The organism is Rhizobium tumorigenes, assembly GCF_003240565.2.
Classification (GTDB): Bacteria; Pseudomonadota; Alphaproteobacteria; order Rhizobiales; family Rhizobiaceae; genus Rhizobium; species Rhizobium tumorigenes.
Genome location: NZ_CP117258.1, coordinates 1 through 20,335 on the forward strand (window position 1 = coordinate 1; position 20,335 = coordinate 20,335).

Sequence of the window (20,335 nt, forward strand, 5' to 3'; positions counted from 1 at the left end):
ATGAACGCTTTCACTCCGCTGCCGTCGTTTGAGTTCGACGACAAGATCCTGCTGCAGGGGGCAGAAATCTCGCGCAAGCTGGATCAGCTTCGCTTTGAGAAATTTCCGCCCAATGCCCGCAAGACGCTGCGCAAGTTTTCGATGGCGGAGGTGGCGCATTATCTCGGTGTGAGCCCCAACAATCTGAAGCGATTGCATCTGGAAGGCAAGGGCCCCGTCCCCGAAACCTCGTCAGGCGGGCGTCGCCTCTACACTGCGGAACAGATGTCGGAACTTCGCCTACTGCTGGATAAAACCGGAAAGGCCGAAGCCAAGAAGTACGTGCCGCATCGCAAGGCAGGCGACAAACTGCAAGTGGTGGCCGTCGTTAACTTCAAGGGCGGGTCGGGCAAGACGACGTCGGCCGCCCATCTGGCCCAGCACCTTGCCCTGACCGGGCATCGGGTACTCGCGATCGATCTCGACCCGCAGGCTTCACTCTCCGCACTTCACGGCTTTCAGCCCGAGTTGGACAAGAACCCCTCGCTCTATGACACGATCCGGTATGATGACGAGCGCAAGCCGATCAGCGACGTGATCCTGCGGACCAATTTCCCCGGCCTCGATATCATCCCGGCAAATCTGGAGCTACAGGAATACGAATACGATACGCCGCTGGCGATGCAGGTCGGCACCGAGGGGAAGCGTTTCTTCACGCGGCTTGGCAAGGGTCTGCTGGAAGTCGACGACAGGTACGATGTCGTGGTGATCGATTGCCCGCCTCAGCTCGGCTATCTGACTTTGACCGCTTTGACTGCTGCGACATCCGTTCTCATCACCGTCCACCCGCAAATGCTCGACCTGATGTCGATGAGCCAGTTCCTGCTGATGCTTGGCAACATCACCCGGACGATCAAGAAGGCGGGTGCGGATGTACGGATGGACTGGTTGCGCTATCTCATCACCCGGTATGAGCCTACGGATGTGCCGCAGGTGCAGATGCTGGGCTTCATGCAATCGATGCTCGCTGAGGAGATATTGCAAAGCCCTATGGTCAAGACTACTGCGATCTCGGATGCGGGTCTCACAAAGCAGACTTTATATGAAGTCGAGCGCTCGAACTTCACGCGTGGGACCTATGACCGTGCCATCGAATGCATGGATGCAGTCAATTTCGAGATACAGGGGTTGATTCATCGGGCATGGGGGCGGATGTAACAATGTTGACTGCCGTCAAAAGCGACGATTTTTCGATGTTATTCAAAGGTCTAGTGCAATTGGAGGGTAACATAGATGGCGCGTAAGAACCCCTTTGCCCATGTCATGGACGACCGAGTTTCGGATGAAACCCGGCCGGTGCTCGATTATACCATCAAGGGCGCTTCAAGGTCGATTTTGAACTCGATCGATGAGCTCGCCAGCCGTGCAGACAAATTGCTCGAGGGAGAAACGATTGTTGAGCTCGATCCTGATGTCGTCGATGGTTCCTTCATCAAGGATCGCCTCGAAGACGACGCCAAGGAATTCGAGGAGCTGGTGAACGGTATCAGGGAGAGGGGACAAGACAGTCCCATTCTGGTCCGGCCGCATCCCAAGGCTGTTGGTCGCTACATGGTGGTGTTCGGCCACCGGCGACTTAGGGCTGCCAAGACGCTGGGTCGTAAGGTTCGCGCTGTCGTCAAGGCGATGGAAGACCGGGAGCATGTTGTTGCGCAGGGACAGGAGAACTCTGCCCGCGCCAACCTCTCGTTCATAGAACGTGCTGTCTTTGCGGGCGAGCTGTCGCGTCTTCATTACGACAATGACAACCATATCATCATGACGGCGCTGTCGCTCGATCGTGCGACGCTCTCAAAGATGCTGGCGGTCACAAGCATTCCACCGGAGATACTGGAGGCCATCGGCGCTGCGAAGTCGATCGGCCGAGATCGCTGGTACGAGTTGAAGATACTCCTGGAGAAGCCATCCAGCCTGGACAAGGCGATGGCCTTCATTGGCAACCCAGAATTTGCGGAGGCGACCAGTGACGAGCGCTTTAACAGGCTCATGTCACACCTCAAGCAGAGCAAGCGGGTTGCAAGCAAAGTTCGGGAAAAATCATGGTCGCTGGCGGACAAAAGCGTCAGTGTCACAGCAAAGCACGACGGCAGGACATTCTCGCTGGCGCTGAAATCCAAGGATGCTGCGGCATTCGGAGAGTATCTGTCGGAAAATCTGGAACAGCTGTACCAGACGTTTTCCAGTCGTGACGCGAATAAAGCAGGAGACTGAACCGCAAAAGAAAAAGGCCCCCAAAACGTTGCCGCTGTGGAAGCCCTTCTCGAAGTTCTAGCAGACTGAGAATCGCATTTCCCGGAATCACTGTCAAGAGTCTTGGCGCCGTTTGGTGAGCAGATTTCTATTGCCTTATTGAAGGTGACAAGAAAATGCAGACAGGAAGTGTGACGACGCCCTTTGGGCGGCGGCCGATGACGCTTGGCATGCTGGCAAGCCAGTACAAGGCCAACGACATCGCGCCGGAACAATCGGTCGACAAGTGGAAGATCTTTCGCGCGCTGTGCGAAGCAAAGCCGCTGCTCGGTCTTTCCGACAGGGCGCTCGCGGTGCTGAACGCGCTGCTGAGCTTCTATCCGGGCACTGAGCTCAGTGCAAAGCACGGTCTCGTGGTCTTTCCGTCCAACGCCCAGCTCTCGATCCGTGCCCACGGCATCGCGCCGGCAACGCTGCGCCGCCATCTGGCAGCCCTGGTGGAGGCCGGATTGCTGGTGCGCAAGGACAGCCCGAACGGCAAGCGCTTTGCGCGTCGGGACGGAGAGGGGGAGGTCGACCAGGCCTATGGCTTCAATATCGCCCCGCTGATTGCCCGCGCTGATGAGATCCAGGCGCTGGCAGCGCAGGTCACCGTCGACCGCGCTCTGTTCAGGGCGATGCGCGAGCGCCTGTCGCTTTGCCGGCGTGACATTGCCAAACTGATCGAGACCGCTCTGGAAGAGGGCGTGCCGGGCGACTGGACGATGGTGCATGGCCATTTCCGCGATCTCGTGGCCCGGATCCCGCGCTCTCCCGACATCCATGACATCACCCCTACTGTCGAAGAAATGGAGATGCTGCGCGAGGAAGTGCTCAACCTGTTGGAAGTTCGCATAAATGTTCAAAATATGCACGCCAATGAGTCCCACGCTGAGCGCCACATACAGAATTCAAATCCCGACTCTAAATCTGATCTTGAACCAGCTTCGAACAAGAAGCAGGGCGAAACATCGGCAATCCAACCACAGTCGCCGGATATGCCGAGGGAACAAACCGCTGCAGCGGATGAGAGCAGCGAGCGCAAAAGCCTGATGGGTGGTCCTCTGGTGAAACCGGGGAGGTTGGCGATGGCCGGCGGAGATCAACCGGGCCTGAAGGCGTTTCCGCTCGGGCTTGTGCTGCAGGCCTGCCCGGAAATCCTGTCCTACGGCCCGGGTGGCAGTATCGGCAGCTGGCGCGACCTGATGGCGGCGGCCGTCGTCGTCCGCTCGATGCTGGGGGTCAGCCCCAGTGCCTACGAGGAGGCCTGCGCCATCATGGGACCCGAGAATGCCGCGACCGTCATGGCCTGCGTGCTGGAAAGGGCCGGCAGCATCACGTCGGCCGGCGGATATCTGCGCGACCTCACCCGCAGGACGGAGCGCGGCGAGTTCGCCATCGGACCAATGCTGATGTCGCTCGCAAGGGCCAACGCCGGCAGACGCGAGCGGACGGGATGAGTGGGAATGCAGCAGCGGAAGTTTTGGCACGTTTAAGTGCCGTTAAGAGCGAGAAAAACAGATGGACGTTATAGTTAATCATTGATAAATACCGGGATATTGTCTGTAAAATTAGCCTATCTGCTTGAAACAGCAACTAGGCGTGACATCCGGCGTGACAGGCCTTTTCTACTGCCGCTAAGGTGTGGAGAGCGTCTTGCTGGGGGCCCTATATTTGTTAATATGCAAACATTCTTACCAGACGTACATATAGAGTACCCCATGCATCAGCGCCGGCTTGAAAAATTCTACCACACCAATCCAAGGGGTCTTAAACCAGTTGCAGCCGAGCCGTCCTCGTCGGTATCCAGTGCAGCCTGTGAGGACCCTGGTCTTGCCGGTGGATCGAAAGCCCAACTCACTTGCGAGCAGAAACAGTGGCTGCCGGTCGCGCCAGGTGTTTCCTCTTAGCCAAACCACCGACCGGCTCGTTTATTAACTGCCCCGACCCTCAAATTTCTCCGCGGTAGATCCTCAGTGGCCCCTGAGCGCCTTCCTCGTGACAGGTGTTGAAGATCTGCTCACTCATTTATGCTCGCTTGACGTATCCGACAGAGGCCTTACGGATCTGATCCGGCCTTGATGCAAACCAACGACCGCCCGTGCGGCTCGTTTCCTGTGCGGTGTGTAAGTGATGACGACTGTCGATAGTGCGGTGCTGGCAACGGCTGAGGGGCAACGACTGCAGGAGATCAAGCGCGGTGTTGCCTGGCGGCGGTGGGGCCCTTATGTGTCCGAGCGTCAGTGGGGAACGGTTCGCGAGGACTACAGCGCCGATGGCGACGCCTGGAATTTCTTTCCGTTCGATCATGCCCGAAGCCGCGCCTACCGTTGGGGGGAGGACGGGCTTGCGGGCTTCTGCGACGAGAGCATGCGCTGGTGTCTGGGACTGGCCCTGTGGAACGGCAAGGACCCGATCCTCAAGGAGAGGCTGTTCGGGCTTGCCAACGCCGAAGGAAACCACGGCGAGGACGTCAAAGAAGTCTACCACTATGTCGACGCGACGCCGACCCATTCCTACCAGAAGATGATCTATCGCTATCCGCAGGCGGCTTTCCCCTACGGACAACTGCGCTCCGAGAACGCCAAACGAACGCGGCTCGATCCGGAGTTCGAAATTGCCGATACCGGGATCTTTGCCGAGGGTCGTTATTTCGACGTGAGCATCGAATACGCAAAGGCAGGTCCGGACGACATACTGATGCATATTGTCGTGGAAAATGCGTCGGATGAGGCCGCTGTGCTTCACCTGCTACCACAGCTCTGGGCGCGTAATACCTGGTCCTGGTCGGACGATCCAAGGCGTCCGCGGCTGGAGGCGCAGGCGAATGGCGACGTGCTTGCAACCCGGACAGCTAAGAAGACGTGGCGCCTCAGTGTCGATCAGCCCTCCGAGTTGTTGTTCTGCGAAAACGATACCAATGCACCGCTCCTTTTCGGCTCTGAGGCCAAAGGGCGTTTCAAGGATGGGATCAACGATTTCGTCGTCTCCGGCGTGCAGTCGTCCGTCGATCGCCAGGGCGGCAGCAAGGTCGCTGCACGACAGGTGTTCGAAGTGCCGGCAAAGGGAAGTGTCTCCATGCGCCTCCGCTGGCGGGAAGACGGGCTGGCATCCGAACCCTTCGGCGATTTTGACGCGATCATCGAACTCCGGCGGCAGGAGGCCGATGCCTTCTACGAAGCGGTGCAAAAGGATATTGCCCAGTCTTCTGCTCGGGCCGTCCACCGCCAGGCCATTGCCGGACTGTTGTGGTCGAAGCAGTTTTATTTTCTCGATGTTCCCTGCTGGCTCGACGGCGACCCCAATCTTCCAGCGCCGCCTGCGGAACGACGCAAGGCGCGCAATGCGGACTGGCGCCATCTCAACAACGCCGACATCATCCTGATGCCGGATGCCTGGGAATATCCCTGGTATGCCGCCTGGGATCTCGCCTTCCATTGCCTGCCCATGGCGCTGGTCGATCCGGATTTTGCCAAGCAGCAGCTGTTGTTGTTGACCCGCGACTGGTTCATGCATCCGTCCGGCCAGTTGCCGGCCTACGAGTGGAATTTCTCCGACGTCAATCCGCCGGTGCAGGCCTGGGCAGCCCTACAGGTCTATGAAATCGACCGCAAGCTGACCGGCATCGACGATATCTCGTTTCTTGAGCGCATCATGCACAAACTGATGCTCAATTTTACCTGGTGGGTAAACCGCAAGGATTCGGATGGCCGCAACCTCTTCCAAGGCGGTTTCCTCGGGCTCGACAACATCAGCCCGTTCAACCGCTCAGAGGCGCTGCCTGACAACATGGTGCTCGATCAGGCCGATGGCACCGCCTGGATGGCGATGTATGCGCTCAACCTGATGAAGATCGCCATCGAGCTGGCGTTGAGCGATCCTGTCTATGAGGACATGGCGAGCAAATACTTCGAGCATTTCCTGCTGATCGCCGGCGCCGTTGCTGATATCGGCGAAACCGGCGAGGGGCTCTGGAACGAGGATGACGGCTTCTTCTATGACATGCTGCGGCACACGGACGGATCGTCTGTCCCAATCCGCATCCAGTCGCTGGTCGGCCTCATTCCGATCTTCGCCGTCGAAGTGCTGGACAACGATATTTTCGACAAGCTTCCGTCCTTTGCTGCCCGCTCCCGCTGGCTGCTGCAGAACCGTCCGAAACTCGCATCGCTGGTCTCACGCTGGACAGAACACGGCGAGGGGGAGAGCCACCTTCTGTCGTTGCTACGCGGTCATCGCTTGAAGGGGCTGCTCAGGCACATGCTCAATGAACAGGAGTTCCTCTCCGATTTCGGAGTTCGATCCCTGTCGAAAATCTATGCGTCAAACCCTTACCGCTTCCAGGCCAAAGGCATTTCCATCGAGGTGCCGTATACGCCCGGGGAGGCGGAGAGCGGTCTCTTCGGTGGCAATTCGAATTGGAGGGGGCCGGTCTGGATGCCGGTCAATTTCCTGTTCATCGACGCGCTGCGTAAATTTCACAGCTATTTCGGGCCAGACTTCCTGGTGGAATGCCCAACCGGGTCAGGCGTCTTCATGAGCCTGGACGGGGTGGCCGACGAATTGACCAAGCGTCTTGCCCGATTGTTTGTACCCGAAGCGGAGGGCAGCGCTACACCCGCAGCCGACTCTATCCAAGGATATCAGTTGTTTTACGAATACTTCCATGGCGATACTGGCCGGGGGATGGGCGCTTCACACCAGACCGGGTGGACGGCGCTGATTGCCAACCTCATCTCCACAACCGGACAAGCCCGATGAAAATAGCCGACGAACGACTGTTCGTCGGTAAAGGCGAAAGGATATTTTCGATAATCGGAAAAGTTTTAAATTTTCCGGTGATAGACGTTCGTTTAACGCAGTCTGGTAGCCAGTCAACAGGGCTTTTAATCGGCCCTTAACCATTTAATTGCATGATCCGCTTCATGAACTCCGTTTTGGCATGCGCAAACACGCCAGCGGCTAGACAAATTTGGGAGCCGAACATGATGAAAAGCTTGATTGGGGCCATTGCCTTGGCCCTGGCTGCGACGACGGCATTCTCTGCCGATCTCTATCAGCCGGAACAGGCCCCACCGCCGGAAGTTGCCGTTGCGCAGTCAAGCGGCTGGTATCTGCGCGGCGATGTCGGCTACGCCTTCAGCAACCTGCGCGGAGCCAACTATTTCCAGGGCTCGAACAGCAACATGCAGGACTTCGATTCTGCCAAGCTCGATGACAGCTTCACGCTTGGCGGCGGTGTCGGCTACCAGATCAACGATTATCTGCGCACAGACGCGACAATCGACTACCTCTTCAAGTCGGACTTCAAAGGCTCGACCAAGGGCGATTGCGGCGGTTGCGGACCGGACTTCTCCGCCGTTGCGGCGACTTCGCGTGACAGTTCTTCCCTGACTGCCGTCAGCTTGCTTGCCAACGCCTATGTCGATATCGGCCACTACGGCGCCTTTACGCCTTACGTCGGCGGCGGTCTCGGCGGCACCTACATCAAGTGGGACAAGCTCCACAACACGTCTTGCTCGGATGCCGATTCGTCCTCTTGCGACGAAACCGTGACCCATAACGGCCGTGGCAGCTGGCGCTTCACCTACGCGCTGATGGCCGGTACCGCGATCGACCTGACCTGCAACCTAAAGGCCGACGTCGGCTATCGCTTCCGCCACATCGAAGGCGGCGACATGTTCGGCTTTGCCGAAAATGGTGGTCCCGGTTACGACAAGGGTCTGAACCTGCACGAAGCCCGCATCGGCGCCCGCTACAACTTCGGTGGCTGCGAGACGGCCAGCTACATGCCTCCGGCCGAAATCCCGGTCGCCCCGGCTGTCTACAAGTAAACAGCTCTCTTTACATTGAACGCAAAAGCCGCCCGGTCGCTCCGGGCGGCTTTTGCATTGTCGGCGCCGGCGACCATTCACCTGATACCAATCGGCAACAGGCCTGTCTTCGCGACGCCGGAGCAACGCCGGTTAAACGTTCATTAACCATGAATTCCCTATGGTTAATGAAATCAAAACGGTTGGCAGATTCGCCTTGGCGCGCGTCTGGCTGGAATGCGGGCCTTGTGCCCGGTGGGGAGTGCTTGCGATGATCCGCTTCGATGCTTTGGCAGCGGCCGTGGTGATGACTGTATCGGCGGCAGGCGCTGCGTTTGGCGGTGATATGCCCCCCGAGATCACAGTGCCCGAGGTCAGCGTCAAGGAAGCCCAAGGGTTTTACGGCCGTGTCGATCTCGGCTATGCGGTGCAAACAAGCCTACACGGTGCCCGGCTGCGCAGCGATGACGCCAGCAGCGTGCGTTTCGACAAGACCCGCTTTGGTGGCAACGATTTCTCCGGTGGCCTTGGCGTCGGCTATCAGTTCAACGATCTCGTTCGTGCCGATGTCACGGGCGACCTGTTCCGCGGCGATTTCAGCGGCAGGTTCTCGACGCCTTCACCATGTGCTGATGGGGCAGGGGGAACCGGATGTACCGGCAAGACTTCCGCATCCTTCAAAGCGGGCAGCCTGCTCGCCAATGCCTATGTCGATCTCGGAACGGTTGCCGGGTTCACCCCCTATGTCGGGGGAGGCGTCGGTGCAACCCGGGTAAGCTGGGGCGATGTCCGAACGACGAGCGCCTGCGTGGGCTGTGCCAGCGATGTCGCGAGCGCGCGGAGCTCCGGCGATGCCGACTGGCGCTTTACCTATGCATTGATGGCAGGTGTTGCCTATCAGCTCTCACCGAACGTCAAGCTCGATCTCGGCTACCGCTATAGTCACGTGGCCGGAGGCGACATGTTCGGATCTTCCGCCTCTAACTCGGCTGCTGGTGCCACTGGCGCGATGGCCCGTCAGGAAATCCGCGTCGGACTGCGCGTTACCACTTGGTAGATTTTTCAAGGTCGCAGCCGCGACAAAAGATCCTCTCGTCACGACACCCCGTCTTGACTTCCGCCGCGTCGCCCTTTACCCACAGCGGCGGGCCACCCTTCCCCAACGAAGGGCTTTCTATCTGAGAGGATAGCCTCATGACTGAGACCGCAAAGCCGGACATCCGTCCGCATAATACCCATTTTTCTTCTGGCCCATGCTCGAAGCGCCCCGGTTGGTCGCTCGATGCTCTTTCCGATGCGGCCCTTGGCCGTTCGCATCGCGCAAAGGTCGGAAAGACCAAGCTCAAGCAAGCCATAGACCTTACCCGTGAAATCCTGAATGTACCGGCCGATTATCGTATCGGCATCGTGCCCGCCTCCGACACCGGCGCCGTCGAAATGGCGATGTGGTCGCTGCTCGGCGAGCGCGGCGTCGATATGGTGGCCTGGGAAAGTTTTGGCGCCGGCTGGGTGACGGATGTCGTCAAGCAGCTGAAGCTGAAGGACGCGCGCAAGATCGAAGCCGACTACGGCGAGCTGCCGGACTTGTCGAGCATCGATTTCGACCGTGACGTCGTCTTTACCTGGAACGGCACCACCTCCGGCGTCCGCGTGCCGAACGCCGACTTCATTCCGGCTGACCGCAAGGGCCTGACGATCTGCGACGCCACTTCGGCAGCCTTCGCGCAGGACCTCGATTTTGCCAAGCTCGACGTGACCACCTTCTCCTGGCAGAAAGTTCTGGGCGGGGAGGGGGCCCATGGGGTTATCATCCTGTCGCCGCGTGCCGTCGAACGGCTGACGACGTACGTGCCTGCCTGGCCACTGCCGAAGATATTCCGCATGACTTCGGGCGGAAAGCTGATTGAAGGCATCTTCACCGGCGAGACGATCAACACGCCGTCGATGCTCTGCGTCGAGGATTACATCGATGCGCTGCTCTGGGCGAAATCTCTCGGGGGCCTGAAGGCGCTTATCGGCCGGGCCGATGCCAATGCCAAGGTCATTGCCGATTTCGTCGCTGCCAACGGCTGGATCGCCAATCTCGCGGTAAAGCCGGAAACAGCGTCCAACACATCCGTCTGCCTGCGTATTGTCGACACGGAAGTCTCGGCGCTCGATGAGGACGGCCAGGCTGCCTTCGCCAAGGGCCTTGTCGCGCTCCTCGAAAACGAAGCTGTGGCATTCGACGTCGGCCATTACCGCGACGCGCCGTCCGGTCTGCGCATCTGGGCCGGTGCGACGATCGAGACATCGGATATGCAGGCGCTGATGCCCTGGCTCGCCTGGGCTTTCCAGACGCAGAAGGCAACGCTTTCCAAGGCCGCCGCCTGACCGAGCGTTTCAGGCTCCGCCAAGAGGGCGGAGCCATAGCATTCCATTGACTTCATCGCTGAACCCATTTTCAGGAGGCCATCATGGCACCTCGCGTTCTCGTATCCGACGAATTGTCGGAAACTGCCGTCCAGATTTTCCGCGACCGTGGCGTCGACGTCGATTTCCAGCCACAACTCGGCAAGGACAAGGACAAGCTTGCCGAAATCATCGGCAATTATGACGGTCTCGCGATCCGCTCCGCGACCAAGGCGACGGAAAAGCTGATCGCTGCCGCCACCAACCTCAAGGTGATTGGCCGCGCCGGCATCGGCGTCGACAATGTCGATATCCCGGCAGCGTCCCGCCGCGGCATCATCGTCATGAACACGCCGTTCGGCAATTCGATCACGACTGCCGAACACGCCATTGCACTAATGTTCGCCGTTGCCCGCCAACTGCCGCAGGCCGACGCCTCGACGCAGGCCGGCAAGTGGGAAAAGTCGAAATTCATGGGTGTCGAAATCACCGGCAAGACGCTCGGCGTCATCGGTGCCGGAAACATCGGCTCCATAGTCATTTCGCGCGCCCTCGGGCTGAAGATGCACGTCATCGCCTACGATCCCTTCCTGTCCAAGGAGCGGGCCGAGGAAATGGGCGTCACCAAGGTCGAACTGGAGGAGCTTCTTGCCCAGGCTGACTTCATTACCCTGCATGTGCCGATGACCGACAAGACGCGCGGGATCCTCAACAAGGAAGCGCTTGCGAAGACGAAGCCCGGTGTTCGCATCATCAACTGCGCGCGCGGCGGGCTGGTCGATGAGGCAGCCCTTGCCGAAGCCATCAAGTCCGGCCATGTCGCCGGTGCGGCTTTCGACGTGTTCGAGGTCGAGCCTGCTAAGGAAAGCCCGCTGTTCGGTCTGCCGAACGTCGTCTGCACGCCGCATCTGGGCGCTGCAACGACCGAAGCGCAGGAAAATGTCGCCCTGCAGGTCGCCGAGCAGATGTCGGACTACCTGATGAAGGGTGCGGTTTCCAACGCCATCAACATGCCATCCATTACGGCCGAGGAAGCACCGCTGCTGAAGCCGTTCATCCGTCTTTCCGACGTGCTTGGCGCCTTCGTCGGCCAAGTGACGGACGAGCCGATCAAGGAAATCGAGATCCTCTACGACGGCGTCACGGCCAACATGAACACCAAGGCACTGACATCGGCATTGCTGGCCGGCCTGATCCGTACCCAGGTGTCCGACGTCAACATGGTCTCGGCGCCGATCATGATCAAGGAAAAGGGCATCGTGCTATCAGAGGTCAAGCGCGACAAGACCGGCGTCTATGACGGCTACATCAAGCTTACCGTCAAGACCGATGCCATGACGCGCTCTGTCGCGGGCACCGTGTTCTCGGATGGCAAGCCGCGCTTCATCCAGATCAAGAACATCAACCTGGACGCCGATGTCGGCCAGCACATGGTCTACATCACCAACACCGACGTTCCCGGCATGATCGGCTTCATCGGCACGACGCTCGGGCAGGCCGATGTCAACATCGCCAACTTCCAGCTCGGCCGCGACAGCCAGGGCGGCGATGCGATCGCGCTGCTCTACGTCGATGGTGCTATCAGCGACGATGTGCTGGCAAAGCTGACCGCCAACCCGGCGATCCGCCAGGCGCGGCCTCTGGTCTTCAACGTCGACTGATTTCAGGTGATGATAAACGCATACAGCCGGCGCGAGCGATCGCGCCGGCTGTATGCGTTTTTATCGGTATTCACAGAATGCGACCGACGGACAGGTATATGAGGCGCTTGATCTCTCGCCGGGCGCGGGTCGTCATGTCGAGGATGAGGGCGGTGAAGATGCTGAGAAAACCGAGCAGCACCATGCCGAGGCTGAGGATTGCCGTCGGCAGGCGCGGGACCAGGCCGGTCTCGAAATAGGTCATCAGGACGGGCACCATCAGCACGGTTGCAATGGTAAAGAAGAGGAGGCCGAACAGGCCGAAGAACATCAGCGGCCGCTCTTCCTTGATGAGTTTGACGATCATCAGCATTATACGGGCGCCGTCACGCACCGTGTTTAGCTTGCTGACCGAACCTTCGGGCCGTTCGCTGTAGGGCGTCGGCAATTCGGCGCAGGGCATGCGCAGTTCCAGCGCGTGTACCGCGAGTTCGGTCTCCGTCTCAAAGCCGCTGGACATGGCCGGAAACGATTTGACGAAACGGCGCGACAGGACCTTGTAGCCGGACAGCATGTCGGAAAATTGCGGCCCGAAGATCCAGCGGACGATCCCGGACAGGAGCCTGTTGCCGAACTGATGGCCGGGCCGATATGCGCCGCTGAGTGTCGAAACGCGCGAGCCGTTGACGAAATCCAGCTCGTCTGAAACCAGCGCGTCGATCAGCATCGGCGCAAACAGGGCCGAATAGGTGCCGTCACCATCGGCAAGCACATAGATGTCGGCGTCGATGTCTGCGAACATGCGGCGAATGACATTGCCCTTGCCCTGCCGCTTCTCCACCCGAACGACGGCGCCGGCAGCACGAGCGATGGCGCCGGTGCCGTCGGATGAATTGTTGTCGTAGACATAGACGGCGGCGCCCGGCAGCGACATCTGGAAATCGGCCACCACCTTGGCGATTGTCACGGCCTCGTTGTAGCAGGGAAGCAGCACGGCAATACGCTTCTTGCCGAAGGCCGCCGACGAGGGTTTGAATTCCGTGACTTCCAGCATTCGGCAGCTCCAGGACGCAGAGGCTTTCCGTGACAACACTTTGGGGGCAGCACGGGCCTACAGCCTAAAGGCGTGTCTTTAAGATTTGGTGCTGATGAGGCCGGTCGCTCCACTATTCGCCGACCGTCGAACGGGGATGGTTTACAAAATCTGAACGCGGCATCCTGACAGGTGAGAGCAACGGCGGGCTGCGGCCGAGCTCGGATTGCTAATTTTGCAGCGCACCCTTTTCTATGTCGCACTGCACACTATTTTCGGCGCATGAAGGAATTCCTCGCGAAAGTCGACGATCAATTGAACTGGCTGCCCGGCTGGGTCGTCGGCTTCGTGCTGATCATTGCGGCAATCCTGTTTGGCCTCGTGGTCCACAAGCTGCTTTTCAACATGCTCACGCGGCTGGTCGCCACCTGGGACCTATTCTGGCGGTCGCTGATCTCGCGCACGGAACGTCCGGCGCGTTTTGCCATCGTCGTCGCAGCACTGGCTTTTGCGGTCTCGGTCGCGCCGTTGACCGAGGTGCAGGCGTCTTTGCTGCGCCACGTCCTGCTCATCTGCTTCATCGCGCAGGTGGCCTGGATGAGCAAATCGGCCGTGCACATCTGGATGATCGTCTACCTCCGGCGCTTCAAGCTCGATGCGGAGGACAACCTGCTTGCCCGCAAGCATGTGACGCAATCGAAGATCATGCAGCGTATCGGCGATCTCATGATCGTCATCGTGGCGATCGCCGCAGCGCTGATGACATTCGAGCCGGTGCGCCAATACGGCGTCAGCCTGCTTGCCTCTGCCGGCGTTGCCGGTATCGTCCTGGGTCTCGCCCTGCAGCCGGTTCTCAAGAACCTGTTTGCCGGCATACAGCTTGCGATTACCCAGCCTATCCGCATCGACGACGCGCTGCTCGTGGAGGGCGAATGGGGCAATGTCGAGGAAATCACCTCGACCTATGTTGTGGTCAAGCTCTGGGACTGGCGCCGGATGATCCTGCCGCTCAGCTATTTCATGGAGAAACCGTTCCAGAACTGGACTCGCGAAAGCTCGTCGCTGATAGGCACCGTGATGATCTATCTCGACTACAGCGTGCCGGTGGCGGCCTTGCGCGCCAAGGTCGAGGCAATAGCGGCTGAATCCGCCCTATGGGACCGGCGGGTTGTCAATCTAGCCGTCACGGATTTTCGCGAAACCGTGCTGGAAGTTCGCATTCTCGTGTCCGCATCGAGCGCCGGCCGAACGTTCGACCTTCGGTGCGAGGTCCGTGAAAAACTGATCGAGTTCATTCAGTCGGAGTATCCAAAGGCACTGCCGCAGTTGCGCATGGACATGCGCGAACTGATGTCGTGCGAGACGAGCAAACCGGGCCCGGCGGCGTAAGCCCAGCAGCGCTCGCCGACGCACGCGGTCTCGCGACGCAGGGTCGATGCTTGCTGTAGATCCTGATGCGACGGTCTGCAAAAAAAGCTCCATCTCGGTAGCCTCCATCAACGCCGGTGATCGCGCCATCCGGGGCGGTGCTATGGCAAATCTGATTGAGGACATTGCGGTTTTGTCGCCCGGTGCCTCGATTCCGTCGTCTTTTCGGTGCCGTTCTTCGCATGTCTTTTTCGGTACTGGATGGTCCTACATGAGGTCAGTGTTGCGTCGGTTTGCATCCAGCATGCTTGTTCATCTCCTGGTGGTTTTCGCTGCAATGGGCAGTTGGGCCTTTTATGCCAATCGCAGGTATCCCATGCCGCAGCCCCTGTCGGCGGGGCTCGTGCAGGGAATGCTTTCGGCGCTGCTGATGGTGCTTCAGAAGTCGGCCATAGACGTGCTTGCAAGACGTTTCCCAGGCAGTGCGGCGCTCTGGGCTCCGCCGCTGATTACCGCTGCGTGTTCTGCCGTCGTCCTGATCGTGATTCATCGCCTCGGCGGCACGCCACGGATCGCCCAGACAATTACTCTGCCGCTCATCGTTTCCACCGGCTATGCGGCGACCTACAATTTTTCCATCGTTCGCCGCCGAGGCAGGCGCCTTGAGCACGACCGCGCGCTTTGATCTCCCGCGCCGTCAATAGGTCTGCTGCCTGCGGTTCCGTTCCGGGCCTTGCGTGCAAAGCCAATCCTTTCTATATCGTCTGGTAGAAACCGCAGGTTTCCGGAGCCGCTTTCGGTCCGGCAACCAATATGTCGCCGCTCTGCGGGCATGGCGCGGAATGTCATCAGAACGCGCGACAAGGGAACGGCAGGCAGACCGTGAATACACTCGATTTTGACAAGCGGCCGGAAGATACCCGCATCGTCGTTGCCATGTCCGGCGGCGTTGACAGCTCCGTGGTGGCCGGCATCCTGAAGCGCCAGGGCTACGACGTGCTCGGTATCACGCTGCAACTCTACGACCACGGGGCCGCGGTGCATCGCGCCGGTTCCTGCTGTGCCGGCCAGGATATCGACGACGCGCGCCGGGTTTGTGAGACGATCGGCATTCCTCACTACGTGCTCGACTACGAGCAGCGCTTCCGCGATACCGTGATCAATCCATTCATGGAAAGCTATGTGGCCGGTGAGACGCCGATCCCTTGCGTCTCCTGTAACCAGACCGTCAAGTTTGCCGATCTGCTGGCAACGGCAAGAGAACTCGGAGCCGACGCGCTGGCCACCGGCCATTACATCCGCTCGCGTCCGAACCCCTCTGCCGACAATCCCGGGCGCCGGGCGCTTTACCGGCCTGCCGATGCCGATCGCGACCAGAGCTATTTCCTGTTTGCTACGACCCAGGAGCAGATCGACTACCTGCGCTTTCCGCTCGGCGGTCTGCCGAAGGCCGACACCCGGGCTCTCGCCGAGGAGATGGGGCTTGTCGTTGCCAAGAAGGCTGACAGTCAGGACATCTGCTTCGTGCCGCAGGGCAAGTATTCCGACATCATCACCAAGCTGAAGCCGAACGCGGCGCTGGCCGGCGAGATCGTGCATCTCGACGGACGCGTGCTCGGCAGTCACGAAGGGATCCTGCACTACACGATCGGCCAGCGGCGCGGCATCGGCGTTGCCACCGGCGAACCGCTCTATGTGGTTTTCCTTGACGCCCGCTCGCGCCGCGTCATCGTTGGCCCGAGGGAGGCGCTGGAGACGCACCGCGTTCATCTGCGCGATGTCAACTGGCTCGGCGACGAGGCGCTGGAAGTGGCCGCTGCGGGCGAGGGGTTCGCATGCTACGCCAAGGTTCGCTCCACCCGCCAGCCGACGCCAGCCGTGCTGCATGTCAACGCGTCGGGCATCTATGTCGATCTCACGATCGGCGAGGCCGGCGTTGCCCCGGGACAGGCCTGCGCCCTCTATTCCGCACCCGGCGACAACGCCCGGGTCTACGGCGGCGGCTTTATCGAACGATCCGAACGGGAGCCCTCGGCCGAGGCGTCGCTCGCAGCGCTGCTGCGCCCCGCCGTCGCCGCCTGAGCCTTGCCAGCCGCCCGCAAGATTACCCGTCATTCGGCGCGTCGATTTTTGTCTCCGCCGCGCTTGACACTAAGGTGAAGGCGGTTTTATAAGCCGCTCAACCAAACAGACCTTTCGCCTCGAATTCCAGAGTGTCGCAAAGGTCTTGCGGCGGGGTAGCTCAGGTGGTTAGAGCAGCGGAATCATAATCCGCGTGTCGGGGGTTCGAGTCCCTCTCCCGCTACCATCCGTCCCCCCAGCAACTCCGCATCCCTTCCGATCAACGCCGCCAAGTGGCCGATTACTTCGGCTTCTACACCACCTGCAGGCGTGTCGTGAATGACCACGCTGTCGACAAGGGCTCTGAATGAGGCGATTGCGTCGGCATCAAGCCGGGGGTCCAGTTCGTCAAGCCGGCCGGCCAGATTTTCCAGCGCGGCTTGGTATTGCCTGTAGGCCTGCGGATGCAGCTCGATAACTGGTATCGAGGGCATCTCGGCAAGGTCAGCTTTCAACTCCGCGCGTTCGATCTGCAGCGGCTTGTTCTGTGCTTCGAAATCCTCGATCGACAGCAAGTCCGTGGTGTACAGATGGACCATCTTCGATAGCTGCGCTTCGAGGGATTGAAGCCGCCGCTCCTTCGCGGTCTTTTCCCGAATCCACTTCGCGTTTTCATCGCGCCGCTCCTCCCGGTAGACCCTGACATATTCCGCCAGCGCCTCAGGGTGCTGCAGCTGGGTGCGCAGTCCGGCGATCACCGCCTGCTCAATCCGATCAAGCCGGTATTTGCGGCGATTCGCGCAAACTCCACTTTCGATGGATCGCGAGCAACGGATCCTGATGGCATCGCCGTTCCGGTCATGCATCGACATGCCGCCGCCGCAATGTGAGCAGCGCAGCAGGCCTGACAGCAAACGCTTCGGCCGGCGAACAAACTCCCCATCTCTTGCTTTCTTCGCACGTCCGTCCACAGCGGCTTTGACCTGTTCGAAGACCTCTGGCGCGACGAGCGCCAAATGAGGGACGTCGACCGTCTTGATGTCAGCCTCGCCATTCGCGCGGCTCAAGCGCTTGCCCGTGTCGGGGTCACGGACCATTCTCACTCGGTTCCAAACCAGCTTGCCGGCGTAAAGCGGGTTGCGGACGATCCCGTTGCCTCGACTGGCGGAGCCGTTGATCGTGCTGGCGTTCCACGCGATGCCCCGAGGCGGGGCAATGCCGTCCGTGTTGAGCCGTCCGGCAATCTCCCGCGGCAGGCTTCCCGAAATCAATTCATCGAATATGCGACGAACCACCTCCGCTTCGCCCTCATGGATCTCCATGACGCCAGGCTGGCCCGGCACAGCGCGATAGCCGTAGGCACGCCCTCCGGCGTGGCGCCCGTCGTTGATGACGCCTGCCATGCCTCTACGGGTCTTATTCTTGAGGTCGGTCAGGAAGAGCGACGATACCAGCCCGCGTATCCCGACTTGGATATTGTCGGCCTTCCCGTCGTGGACGGAAATGATCTCCACCCCCGCAAACGTCAGGCGCTTGTGCATCCCGGCAAGATCCTCCTGGTCGCGGGACAGCCGGTCTAGGCAGTGTCCCCATAAACGGGGTTCATCTTATTGACGGTGTGTGATTCAATCTCCTTGAAAGGAGATTGCCATGCGCCGTCATGAATTGAGCGACGAAGAATGGGCTATCATTGCACCTCTTTTGCCGAACAATAGCCGTGGAATTGAACGTGTCGATGACCGCCGGGTGATCAACGGCATCCTGTGGCGTTTCAGGACTGGTTCGTCTTGGCGAGATGTGCCGGAGCGTTATGGCCCGCGCACGACGCTTTACAATCGGTTCTCCCGATGGCGCAAGGCGGGCGTCTGGGATCGTCTTCTGGACGCCGTTTCAAAGCGTTACGATGGAGACATCGTGATGATCGACAGTTCTTGTGTTCGCGTTCACCAGCATGGTGCCAACGCTAAAAAGGGGGATCTGCCGATCCTTGCATGGGACGTTCGCGCGGCGGCCTGACGACAAAGATCCACGCTCTTGTCGATGCAGATGGCAGACCGGTTCGGCTTGAACTCACCGCCGGCCAAGCCGCCGATGCACCGATGGCTGAAAAGCTGTTGAGCGACCTGCGGCCCGGCGCGACGATCCTCGCCGACAAGGCATATGACACCGACGCAATTCGTAACTTTGCCAAGCAACGCAAGTGCTGGGCGAATATCCCTGCAAAGGCCAATCGAAAGCAGACATTCAGCTTCAACCGCTGGGTCTACCGTCAGCGCAATCTCGTGGAACGGTTCTTCAACCGTATCAAGCAGATGCGAGGCCTCGCGACGCGATACGACCGGCGCGCTGATAATTACATGGCCGCCCTCAAGCTTGTCGCGACGAGGATATGGATCGCCTCAACTAATGAGTCCGTGGCCTAGTGCGGATTTTTCTGCCATCAGAATGAGTCACTGCGAATCTTTAGTTATTCAATTTCGGGTCTTGAAAATGTCAACATTATTTGTGATAAGTGCGCATCACTTCATTCGCGCGGAACAAAAATCTTAAGATCATGTTAACCGCGCAGATGTAAGAAAAAGAGGCGACCCAAGGGCCGCCTCTATCTGTCCACTAAGAAGGGGCGAACTTCTTAGACGAACGGCAGATGATCCGTAAGGATGCGAGACAAAATAGCAATAAGAGCCGGGACGAAGTAGGTAGCCACTACCTTAAATCGTGCCCGGCTTTTTGCTATCCCGTTTTGAACTACGATCGCTTCAAGATCAGCGCGGGTTTCTTCAAGGTAGTCGTCAGCTTCCTCATCCCGGCCTGCTCGTCGCAAATCGATAATCCATTGGTCTAGGGCTGAAAAATAATTCAGCGCTGAGTGCGGATCGGGAATTGCCTGTTTGATCAGTGCGTGGATGTTCTTCGGAACATTTGGTGTCATGGGTGGATCCTTTCCGATCGCGGGCGGCGCCCTGGTTGCAGTTTGGGTAATCATAGAAATCTCCTGGGTTGCTGATGGTGGTATTAGAATGTCGCCGATCACGCGGCGGCATAACTCTTCGCTTTGGCAAGGACTTTTGAGTTCAGAACGGCCATCCTGAATGCCTCGCGGCCAAGGCCATGAATGACGTAACGACGAGAGCGTTCACTTTCGTCAGTAACGACATCTTCTTGCACGAGCATCCCACGATCTATCAATCGCTCGATTGTTCTGTAGACCATGGTCAGATTCATAGCCTTGCCAGAAAAGCGGTCGGTAAGACGCAGTATGTCGTGATAGGTGAAAGCGCTGCCTCGCTTTTCCATGTAAAGTGCACAACCCAATGTCTGCACCTCATGGCGTGACAGGGGCTCAACAAAGACAGCGGCCGATGCACCTAGCGCAATCATTGCGGCATCGTGAGCATCGCCCGCTATAGTCGGCGACAAGAGATCCAGAAGCTCCAACATTGATCGCTCAATTGCGATCTCGCGCTCCCTTATTTGCTCGGCGGTCGGCGGTTGCGGAAGGTGATTTGCTGCAGTGAGCTCTGCAGCATCTCCCCTCGACTTCAAACGGAAATTCAAGGTCATGTGGTCCATCCTTTTGCACAACTGGTCTTACTTTCTTTGCTGCCAGCCACAACAAGGTTACCATTTTACGTTCGTAAAACAAGTGGTTTTTTACGAGTGTAAAATAAGGTGGAGTGCCGCCGTTTGTCGCGGTCATTTTCTTACGAGAAGCCAACCGCTGCAGTGCCGAAGAGGCGTTTCATGTTAATCCATATAGG

Annotated in this window: 16 protein-coding genes and 1 tRNA gene; 13 read left to right on the forward strand and 4 right to left on the reverse strand. The window is 59.1% G+C overall.

Annotated features, from left to right (window positions below; all coding sequences use genetic code 11):
- The 8 genes from repA (at position 1) to serA (ending at position 12,133) form a co-directional block, all read left to right on the forward strand.
- A complete protein-coding gene (repA, locus tag PR017_RS23605) occupies positions 1 to 1,197 on the forward strand; it encodes a plasmid partitioning protein RepA (RefSeq protein ID WP_111221401.1) in 1,197 nt (398 codons plus the stop codon).
- 75 nt (positions 1,198 to 1,272) lie between these two features.
- The gene (gene repB / locus PR017_RS23610; RefSeq protein ID WP_111221400.1) at positions 1,273 to 2,250 is read left to right on the forward strand and encodes a plasmid partitioning protein RepB; all 978 of its coding nucleotides are present in this window, start codon (positions 1,273 to 1,275) and stop codon (positions 2,248 to 2,250) included.
- A 155-nt stretch (positions 2,251 to 2,405) separates the two neighbouring features.
- A complete protein-coding gene (repC, locus tag PR017_RS23615) occupies positions 2,406 to 3,728 on the forward strand; it encodes a plasmid replication protein RepC (protein ID WP_111221399.1) in 1,323 nt (440 codons plus the stop codon).
- Positions 3,729 to 4,401: 673 nt separating this feature from the next.
- Entirely contained in the window at positions 4,402 to 7,029 is a 2,628-nt protein-coding gene (locus PR017_RS23620) for an MGH1-like glycoside hydrolase domain-containing protein (protein ID WP_111221398.1), read from the forward strand.
- Positions 7,030 to 7,253: 224 nt separating this feature from the next.
- Complete coding sequence (locus PR017_RS23625) at positions 7,254 to 8,102, forward strand: outer membrane protein (RefSeq protein WP_111221397.1); 849 nt, start codon at positions 7,254 to 7,256, stop codon at positions 8,100 to 8,102.
- A gap of 250 nt (positions 8,103 to 8,352) precedes the next feature.
- The gene (locus tag PR017_RS23630) at positions 8,353 to 9,138 is read left to right on the forward strand and encodes an outer membrane protein (protein WP_111221396.1); all 786 of its coding nucleotides are present in this window, start codon (positions 8,353 to 8,355) and stop codon (positions 9,136 to 9,138) included.
- A 137-nt stretch (positions 9,139 to 9,275) separates the two neighbouring features.
- Positions 9,276 to 10,454 (forward strand): phosphoserine transaminase, encoded by a 1,179-nt coding sequence (locus PR017_RS23635; RefSeq protein ID WP_111221395.1) that lies wholly within the window; start codon positions 9,276 to 9,278, stop codon positions 10,452 to 10,454.
- Positions 10,455 to 10,537: 83 nt separating this feature from the next.
- The gene (gene serA, locus PR017_RS23640; RefSeq protein WP_111221394.1) at positions 10,538 to 12,133 is read left to right on the forward strand and encodes a phosphoglycerate dehydrogenase; all 1,596 of its coding nucleotides are present in this window, start codon (positions 10,538 to 10,540) and stop codon (positions 12,131 to 12,133) included.
- Positions 12,134 to 12,203: 70 nt separating this feature from the next.
- Here serA and PR017_RS23645 read toward each other — a convergent pair whose 3' ends face one another.
- Positions 12,204 to 13,166, reverse strand: coding sequence for a glycosyltransferase (locus PR017_RS23645; protein ID WP_111221393.1), 963 nt, complete (start codon positions 13,164 to 13,166; stop codon positions 12,204 to 12,206).
- 261 nt (positions 13,167 to 13,427) lie between these two features.
- Here PR017_RS23645 and PR017_RS23650 point away from each other — a divergent pair, with 261 nt between their 5' ends.
- The 4 genes from PR017_RS23650 to PR017_RS23665 all read left to right on the forward strand — a co-directional run bounded on the left by PR017_RS23650 (position 13,428) and on the right by PR017_RS23665 (position 16,821).
- On the forward strand, positions 13,428 to 14,534 hold the full coding sequence (locus PR017_RS23650) for a mechanosensitive ion channel family protein (RefSeq protein ID WP_111221392.1): 1,107 nt from the start codon (positions 13,428 to 13,430) through the stop codon (positions 14,532 to 14,534).
- Positions 14,535 to 14,889: 355 nt separating this feature from the next.
- Positions 14,890 to 15,198, forward strand: coding sequence for a hypothetical protein (locus PR017_RS23655; protein WP_425070056.1), 309 nt, complete (start codon positions 14,890 to 14,892; stop codon positions 15,196 to 15,198).
- Positions 15,199 to 15,395: 197 nt separating this feature from the next.
- Entirely contained in the window at positions 15,396 to 16,595 is a 1,200-nt protein-coding gene (gene mnmA / locus PR017_RS23660; protein WP_111221574.1) for a tRNA 2-thiouridine(34) synthase MnmA, read from the forward strand.
- Between the two features lie 149 nt (positions 16,596 to 16,744).
- Positions 16,745 to 16,821 (forward strand) — tRNA-Met (locus tag PR017_RS23665).
- Here PR017_RS23665 and PR017_RS28625 read toward each other — a convergent pair.
- Positions 16,778 to 18,115 carry a recombinase family protein gene (locus tag PR017_RS28625; protein WP_425070058.1) on the reverse strand — a complete coding sequence of 446 codons (1,338 nt, stop codon included), beginning with the start codon at positions 18,113 to 18,115 and terminating at the stop codon, positions 16,778 to 16,780. The two genes, PR017_RS23665 and PR017_RS28625, sit on opposite strands and share 44 nt — an antisense overlap.
- 103 nt (positions 18,116 to 18,218) lie before the next feature.
- Here PR017_RS28625 and PR017_RS23675 point away from each other — a divergent pair.
- Positions 18,219 to 18,997 (forward strand): IS5 family transposase gene (locus PR017_RS23675; protein WP_425070025.1). Its coding sequence is split into 2 segments (ribosomal slippage): positions 18,219 to 18,561 and positions 18,561 to 18,997, totalling 780 coding nucleotides; the frame shifts between segments, so codons are not numbered across the junction.
- 209 nt (positions 18,998 to 19,206) lie between these two features.
- On the opposite strand, the gene PR017_RS23680 is transcribed toward PR017_RS23675, so the two are convergent.
- The gene (locus tag PR017_RS23680; RefSeq protein WP_111221634.1) at positions 19,207 to 19,560 is read right to left on the reverse strand and encodes a hypothetical protein; all 354 of its coding nucleotides are present in this window, start codon (positions 19,558 to 19,560) and stop codon (positions 19,207 to 19,209) included.
- Positions 19,561 to 19,604: 44 nt separating this feature from the next.
- Positions 19,605 to 20,138, reverse strand: a complete 534-nt coding sequence (locus tag PR017_RS23685; RefSeq protein ID WP_133255638.1) for a hypothetical protein — start codon at positions 20,136 to 20,138, stop codon at positions 19,605 to 19,607.
- Positions 20,139 to 20,335 lie beyond the last annotated feature (197 nt).

Coding starts and splice junctions, on each gene's coding strand:
- PR017_RS23625 (WP_111221397.1), top strand. CDS start 7,254: ATGATGAAAAGCTTGATTGGGGCCATTGCCTTGGCCCTGGCTGCGACG.
- PR017_RS23650 (WP_111221392.1), top strand. CDS start 13,428: ATGAAGGAATTCCTCGCGAAAGTCGACGATCAATTGAACTGGCTGCCC.
- PR017_RS23635 (WP_111221395.1), top strand. CDS start 9,276: ATGACTGAGACCGCAAAGCCGGACATCCGTCCGCATAATACCCATTTT.
- PR017_RS23680 (WP_111221634.1), bottom strand. CDS start 19,560: ATGATTACCCAAACTGCAACCAGGGCGCCGCCCGCGATCGGAAAGGAT.
- repB (WP_111221400.1), top strand. CDS start 1,273: ATGGCGCGTAAGAACCCCTTTGCCCATGTCATGGACGACCGAGTTTCG.
- repC (WP_111221399.1), top strand. CDS start 2,406: ATGCAGACAGGAAGTGTGACGACGCCCTTTGGGCGGCGGCCGATGACG.
- PR017_RS28625 (WP_425070058.1), bottom strand. CDS start 18,115: ATGCACAAGCGCCTGACGTTTGCGGGGGTGGAGATCATTTCCGTCCAC.
- PR017_RS23645 (WP_111221393.1), bottom strand. CDS start 13,166: ATGCTGGAAGTCACGGAATTCAAACCCTCGTCGGCGGCCTTCGGCAAG.
- serA (WP_111221394.1), top strand. CDS start 10,538: ATGGCACCTCGCGTTCTCGTATCCGACGAATTGTCGGAAACTGCCGTC.
- PR017_RS23630 (WP_111221396.1), top strand. CDS start 8,353: ATGATCCGCTTCGATGCTTTGGCAGCGGCCGTGGTGATGACTGTATCG.
- PR017_RS23620 (WP_111221398.1), top strand. CDS start 4,402: ATGACGACTGTCGATAGTGCGGTGCTGGCAACGGCTGAGGGGCAACGA.
- repA (WP_111221401.1), top strand. CDS start 1: ATGAACGCTTTCACTCCGCTGCCGTCGTTTGAGTTCGACGACAAGATC.
- PR017_RS23655 (WP_425070056.1), top strand. CDS start 14,890: ATGCCGCAGCCCCTGTCGGCGGGGCTCGTGCAGGGAATGCTTTCGGCG.
- PR017_RS23685 (WP_133255638.1), bottom strand. CDS start 20,138: ATGACCTTGAATTTCCGTTTGAAGTCGAGGGGAGATGCTGCAGAGCTC.